The organism is Butyrivibrio sp. NC3005 (assembly GCF_000424545.1).
GTDB lineage: Bacteria > Bacillota > Clostridia > Lachnospirales > Lachnospiraceae > Butyrivibrio.
Map to the genome: position 1 here is coordinate 81,804 of NZ_AUKC01000016.1, position 6,459 is coordinate 88,262.

At 37.1% G+C, this 6,459-nt stretch carries 8 protein-coding genes; 7 read left to right on the top strand and 1 reads right to left on the bottom strand.

Annotated features, from left to right (window positions below; genetic code table 11):
- Positions 1-41: 41 nt before the first annotated feature.
- Positions 42-917 (bottom strand): LysR family transcriptional regulator, encoded by an 876-nt coding sequence (locus G634_RS0106060; protein WP_026504535.1) that lies wholly within the window; start codon positions 915-917, stop codon positions 42-44.
- Between the two features lie 271 nt (positions 918-1,188).
- Between G634_RS0106060 and G634_RS0106065 the strand changes: the two genes are divergently transcribed.
- The 7 genes from G634_RS0106065 to G634_RS0106095 all read left to right on the top strand — a co-directional run.
- A complete protein-coding gene (locus G634_RS0106065; protein WP_026504536.1) occupies positions 1,189-1,413 on the top strand; it encodes a hypothetical protein in 225 nt (74 codons plus the stop codon).
- Positions 1,414-1,428: 15 nt separating this feature from the next.
- Entirely contained in the window at positions 1,429-2,430 is a 1,002-nt protein-coding gene (locus tag G634_RS0106070) for an alpha/beta hydrolase (RefSeq protein ID WP_026504537.1), read from the top strand.
- A gap of 22 nt (positions 2,431-2,452) precedes the next feature.
- Positions 2,453-3,001, top strand: coding sequence for a cyclophilin-like fold protein (locus G634_RS20195; RefSeq protein ID WP_155830518.1), 549 nt, complete (start codon positions 2,453-2,455; stop codon positions 2,999-3,001).
- Positions 3,002-3,192: 191 nt separating this feature from the next.
- Complete coding sequence (locus G634_RS0106080) at positions 3,193-3,999, top strand: class I SAM-dependent methyltransferase (RefSeq protein ID WP_026504538.1); 807 nt, start codon at positions 3,193-3,195, stop codon at positions 3,997-3,999.
- Between the two features lie 94 nt (positions 4,000-4,093).
- Entirely contained in the window at positions 4,094-5,032 is a 939-nt protein-coding gene (locus G634_RS0106085; protein ID WP_026504539.1) for a hypothetical protein, read from the top strand.
- A 103-nt stretch (positions 5,033-5,135) separates the two neighbouring features.
- Positions 5,136-6,020, top strand: coding sequence for a hypothetical protein (locus tag G634_RS0106090; RefSeq protein WP_155830519.1), 885 nt, complete (start codon positions 5,136-5,138; stop codon positions 6,018-6,020).
- A 103-nt stretch (positions 6,021-6,123) separates the two neighbouring features.
- Positions 6,124-6,459: MerR family transcriptional regulator (locus tag G634_RS0106095; protein WP_026504541.1), on the top strand; the 336-nt coding region annotated here is incomplete at its 3' end.

Here is a 6,459-nt window from a genome sequence, read left to right on the forward strand (position 1 = left end):
ACAGACAAAGATTTAACACAAAAAGTTCTCAAAAAGATGGATTATAACACTAGAACTTTTAGGTGCGATAAAAATCTTTCTGCTATAGGTGTAAATGCCTGATAGCGGTTCCATGCGAAATATATTTTGTTTTCAAGCTTAGGAGACAACGGTCTGAATACAAGGCCGTTGTTTTTTGATGTATCAATAAGGTGATCATAGGTGAGAAGATACCCAAGACCTTCCATTGTGAAAATAGAGCCATTGTAGGAAAGACGGAAAGAACCTTCAAGCTGTAGCTCTGAAAATCTGCTCCCGGCCCATTTCTTTATATCGCCGTTCCAAGCTTGATCTGAGCAGAAAAGAGGTAATTCTATCAGGTCATCCAAACGAATGGATTCCTTTTTTGCCAGAGGGTCACTTTCAGGAATGATAAGTCCCCAGGTATCAGCCTGTGGAAATTCTATATATTCATACTTTCTGATGTCCGGCTGCTCAACCAGAACAACAAAATCAAGAAGCCCTTTTTCTGTTTTTTCAGATAGTTGCTCTGTATCACCACTTGTGATGTGATAGTGGAGATTGGGATAGCTTTCTTTAAAGGTCTTGATTGCTCTTGCAAGGAATCTTAGCTGATAAGATTCTGCAAGTCCGAGGTAAAGATCGCCTCCGCTTATGTCATCAAGTGAAACAAATTCCTGCTCGATTTTATCAGCCATGCTCACAAGATCTTCTGCACGGTTTCTGAGAAGAATGCCTTCTTCTGTCAGCTTTATACTGAAACTGTGCCTCGTAAATAGCTTCTTACCCAATTCTTCTTCCAATGATTTTAATTGTTTGGATAGAGTTGGCTGAGTCACATGCAGTATCTCAGCGGCTCTGCTCATGTTTTCTTCTCTTGCTACAGCTAAAAAATATCTTAAAGTCCTGATTTCCATGGCGCTTCCTTTCCCTACGCAGTGCAGTACTCGAAATGCTACGCATTTCTCGTTCTTCGGCATTCGCCGAATACCAATATTTACAAAAATATGCACTTATGTGAGCAAGCTCCCAAGTGCATATTTTTATAAATATTGCTGCACTGCTCATTGCTAAATGATATGCCAAAATGGAATAATATGATATTCATTATAACTATTAGCAAAAAATCTTACAAGCTCATAAAATAGAATTGTAAGTGAAATAGTTACATGGAAATGAGGAATACTCATGGATAAAGAATATTTAAAGCAAAGCCTTTCAGATGCGGGATGCTGTAATGAGGTAACAGACACTATCCTGGAAAGATTTGAGTCAGGCAGTATCGATGAAATGGTAAGGCTTCTGAAAAAAGAAAGATGCCGTGCCATGGACGAGTACCACGAATGTGGAAGAAAAGTTGACTGCATGGATTTCATGCTAAGAAAAATCGAAAACGAAATGAAGCAGAGATGACGGAGGTATCAAATGATGATCAGAACAGAAGAACTTAATTTAGTAACAGAGTGGGATAAGACCTTTCCAAAGAGTGAGGAGATAGAACACAGCAAGGTGACATTTGCAAATCGCTACGGTATAACTCTTGCGGCAGATATGTATATACCAAAGGATATAGATGGCAAGCTTCCGGCTATTGCAGTTTCAGGACCTTTCGGAGCTGTTAAGGAGCAGTGTTCAGGATTATACGCCCAGACTATGGCAGAAAGAGGATTTCTTACAATAGCCTTTGATCCCTCTTTTACAGGAGAGTCAGGCGGCAACGTAAGATATATGGCATCACCTGATATCAATACAGAGGATTTTATGGCTGCAGTTGATTTTCTTTCATTTAATGAAAAGGTAGATCCGGAAAGAATAGGAATCATAGGAATCTGCGGATGGGGCGGAATGGCTATCAATACAGCTGCTCTTGACACAAGAATCAAAGCTACAGCTGCAATGACTATGTATGACATGACAAGAGTTAATGCAAAAGGTTACTTTGATGCCGATGACAGTGAAGAAAAGAGATATGAAGCGAAAAAGGCTTTGTGCACACAGCGTCTTGAAGATTTAAAGAATGGAGAATATAAGCGTGCGGGAGGTGTTGTAGATCCTCTACCTGCAGATGCACCTTTCTTTGTAAAAGACTATTTTGATTACTACAAAACTGATCGCGGATATCATGCCCGTTCCCTTAATTCCAATGATGGATGGAATGTGATAGGCTGTGAATCTTTCGTGAATCAGCCAATCCTTAAATACAGCAATGAAATCAGAAGTGCAGTGCTTCTTGTACATGGCGGGAAGGCTCACTCCTGCTACTTCAGTAAAGACGCTTATGCCGACATGATAAAGGACAGCAAATATGCTGATAATAAAGAACTGATGATTATTCCAGATGCAGTTCATACAGATCTGTATGATGGAGGAGATAAGGATTATATTCCGTTTGACAAACTTGAGAGCTTCTTCAATGAATATCTTAAATAAGAAGAGGAGAAGCAGGAAGCTTATGAGTTTGGAAAATCTCTTTTGCAAAAATACAGGTAAAACGCTTACAGCATTATGTGTGATGGCTGTAACCCTCTTTACTGGATGTGGATATAATGAGAATACACAGGCTAAAACGAACAGTAATACGGCAACGGAAGATCACTTAAAGGATGAAGAAGACGTAATTACTAATGATGAAAGGTCGACGGAAAGTATGCTTAAGCTTTTTATAAATGATAAAGAGATACAGGTAATCTGGGAAGAAAATGAATCAGTAGAAGCTCTGAAAAATCTGGCTGAAGATAAACCTATCATCATTGATATGTCTATGTATGGCGACTTTGAGCAGGTTGGCTCTATTGGTCAGTCTATTCCAAGGAATGATAAGCAGATGACTACAAGTGCCGGGGACATTGTTTTGTATTCAGGTAATCAGCTGGTAGTGTTTTACGGTTCAAATAGCTGGGCTTATACAAAGCTCGGGCATATTGAAAATACATCTGCGGAAGAAATGAAAAAAAGGCTTGGTTCCGGGGACGTTAACGTAACAATAAGTATTACTGAATAAGCTTATGAGAAGTGAGGCAATATTATTGCAAAAGTTCTCAAAGAGATAATCAATCTGCAGTTGCAGATTTCAGAAATCCACAACCAAATGGTTGTGGATTTTTTGTGCAATAAAAGTGTAAAATGGAGAGACTAGTGTTAAACTTTGTTGGATTGGTACTTGTTATAAAACTACACTAAGGAGAAACGTAAATGGGAGTATTGGCAGGGAAAGAATGGGCTTTTGATACTGCTGCATCCAAATATGAGAGGATGCGACCGGGCTATGTAGATGATTTGTATAAACAGATATTTGATTATTGTACTATAGATAATAGAAGCGAACTCATCGAGGTAGGTATTGGAGGTGGTCAGGCTACACTGCCTTTTCTTAAAAAGAACTGTAGTGTTACAGCTATTGAGTATGGAAAGAATCTGGCTGATATTTGCAGAGAGAAATTTAAGGAATATACTGGCTTTAATGTTATAACATCAAAATTTGAAGACGTTGAACTTGAAGATAATGCATATGACTTGATTTATTCTGCATCTGCTTTTCATTGGATTCCGGAGGAAATAGGGTATACAAAAGTGTTTAAGGCATTAAAACCCGGCGGAGTATTTGCCAGATTTGCGAATCACCCGTTTAGATGTAAGAACGAGCCGGAGTTAGCTAGCGCTATAGATGCCAGTTATAAGAAGTATTACTACAAGTTTTACAATAAAAAAGCTGAGCAGATAAAGGAATACTCTGAAGAAGATGCAAAGAGGCGAGCAAATATAGCCGAAAAATACGCATTTTCTGATATTAAATATGGGTTGTTTTACAGAATCAGGGAGTTTACAGCAGAGGAATATGTAGAACTTTTAGGGACATATTCAGATCATATCGCTATAGATGAAGAAATTCGTACGTTATTCTTTAAGGATATTAAAAATATCATCAATTCATTTAATGGAGTAATAAAGATATATGATACTATGGATCTTCAGTTGGCGAGAAAAGTGAAGAAGGATTAGCTTTCTCGATTTTGAGTTATTGTAATATTTTACGAGGAGTATCTGTTTTTGTTACAATACTGCAATACCGAAAAAACTCAAAGGGAGAATCAGCGTGGAGAATATTTTTGTAGAAGGTTTAAAAGAAAACAATATAAATAAGCTTTTATCTGCACCTAAAAGTGACCTCCATAATCACTCAACCAAAGGCTGCAGAAGAGAGTGGCTTGCCCAGAAACTGAATGTTGATATTTCAAAGCCGCCACAGCACCTTGATGGCTTGGAAGGTATGCAGAATTGGTTCAGGTCAAATATAAAACTTGTATGTGATGGCTATGAAAATATGCTTCTTAGGTGGGAAGGTGCTTTTGCTGAGGCAAAGCGAAATAATATAACTCGTCTTGTAATGAATTTTGGTACCGCTGAAGTGGATCAGGTAGGATCAGTAGAAGCGTTCCGCAAGCTTATTGAAGAATTCCATAAAACATATTGTCCTGATAGTATTTTTGAAGCTGAGCTCACATATCCCTCCTTTGGAAACGTGGAAGAAGAGGCAGCTGAGCTCGATAAATATGCCGAGGAAGGATACTTCAAGGCAATTGATATTTGTGCAGGAGAAAATGTTCAGCCATTCGAAGCTTTTTTGCCACTTTACAAGAAGGCTGAGAAATACCATTTAAACAAGAAGATGCATGTTGGAGAAACAGGTTCGGCTGAAGATGTAAGAAGAGCTGTAGAGACTTTAGGCCTGTCAGAAGTTCATCATGGAATTAATGCATCAACATCCAAAGAAACCATGAGATTTCTTGCGGATAATCATATACAGGTTAATGTCTGCCCTAGCAGCAATGTAATGCTGGGTTTTGCAAAGGATTATAAATCACATCCAATCAAGACGTTAGTAGAGAATGGTGTCAGAGTCACCATTAATACTGATGATCTTCTTATTTTTGATTCCTCAATTGAAAATGAATATCTAAAGCTTTACAAGTCGGGGACACTTAGTGCAGAGCAATTAGATGAAATAAGACAAAGAGGATTGGGAAATCTATAAGAAAGATGGATAAAACTTCTTTAGCTTGGTGTGGGCACAATTTCAACGGCATTATAGCTGAGTGGTAGATAAATAAATCAGAGGTAATAAGAAAATTATGACAATGGGACAATTTGAAATAAATGAAGTAAGTGACAGAATACAGCATCTAGCTGAAAATATTCTTGGTAGGGGCATTATTGAAACTATGTCTAGGGTATGTGAGAGATATGGTCTCCGAGAGAATGAGTTCAGAAAATATGATGTCTATAAGATTATAACTAAAGATGGAAAAAGAATAATGAAAAAAGCATCTGATTGCGAGGCTTCAAATTATAAAAAGTATCTTAATACAAATCGCTTTAATGTTCCTAGCTATTATGGGAGTTATGTAGATGGAAAAGATTTGTGGATTATTCTAGAAAATATTGAAGGTAATGATTTGCGCGATATGACAGATGAATTGGCAATAGAGGCGGCAGAGAGTCTAGCTGTTATTCAAAATGCCTATTGGAACTGTACGGATACCGAGCGTTTCGAGACCTATTTAAAGAGAATAGAAAAGAGATATTCATTTATTAAAGATAATGATGTTATTGGTAAAGCTTATAAAATATTTCTTGAACGCCAATTGGTTTGCCCTCGTACTATGTCAAATGGTGATTTCCTGGAATTTAATTCTGTAAATCATGAAGGCAAAGTATATATAATCGATTGGGGATTTGGTGGAATTCTGCCTTATTCTCTCGATATAGCTAGGTTTATCGCTCATGCAACTGAAAATAGAGCCACATTCCCATTCTACATGAATGAAAAACAAAAGAAGCTTTTTGTTGACCATGTTTATGAATTACTTAATATGAAGCCTGACTACGAGCAGTATCTTTATGATATTAAACTCGCTATCCTTAATGAGTATGTAGAATTTATTGAGGCTGATGAGGACGAAGATAATTGGTATTTAGAGCATGCCAATATACTTGCAAAAGAACTAATAGAATCCAATTGAGAGGGAGGTTAATAACTGTTGAATAATACTTATAAAACTATATAAATAGATGTTGTGTTTTATAGTTTGCTGATGTATAATAATGTTGAAAGGAGCTAGCACTTTGAGTAAATATTATTCTATACATAAATTTTCAAAGATTATAGGTGTATCTGCGCAGACATTACGAAATTGGGATGCTAACGGAAAACTTCATCCACATCATACTACAGCAAGTGGTTATAGATATTATTCTGATGAACAACTTAACCAAGTAATGAATGTAAAGCCTAAAAATCGTATCACAATTGGATATTGCCGAGTATCGAGTCAAAAACAAAAAGATGACTTAGAGCGGCAAATTGAAAATGTGAGAACGTATCTTATAGCAAAGGGACAACCATTTGAAATAATAAGTGATATTGGTTCCGGTATAAACTACAAGAAAAAAGGACTTCAG

Coding starts and splice junctions, on each gene's coding strand:
- G634_RS0106060 (WP_026504535.1), bottom strand. CDS start 917: ATGGAAATCAGGACTTTAAGATATTTTTTAGCTGTAGCAAGAGAAGAA.
- G634_RS0106065 (WP_026504536.1), top strand. CDS start 1,189: ATGGATAAAGAATATTTAAAGCAAAGCCTTTCAGATGCGGGATGCTGT.
- G634_RS0106070 (WP_026504537.1), top strand. CDS start 1,429: ATGATCAGAACAGAAGAACTTAATTTAGTAACAGAGTGGGATAAGACC.
- G634_RS20195 (WP_155830518.1), top strand. CDS start 2,453: ATGAGTTTGGAAAATCTCTTTTGCAAAAATACAGGTAAAACGCTTACA.
- G634_RS0106080 (WP_026504538.1), top strand. CDS start 3,193: ATGGGAGTATTGGCAGGGAAAGAATGGGCTTTTGATACTGCTGCATCC.
- G634_RS0106090 (WP_155830519.1), top strand. CDS start 5,136: ATGGGACAATTTGAAATAAATGAAGTAAGTGACAGAATACAGCATCTA.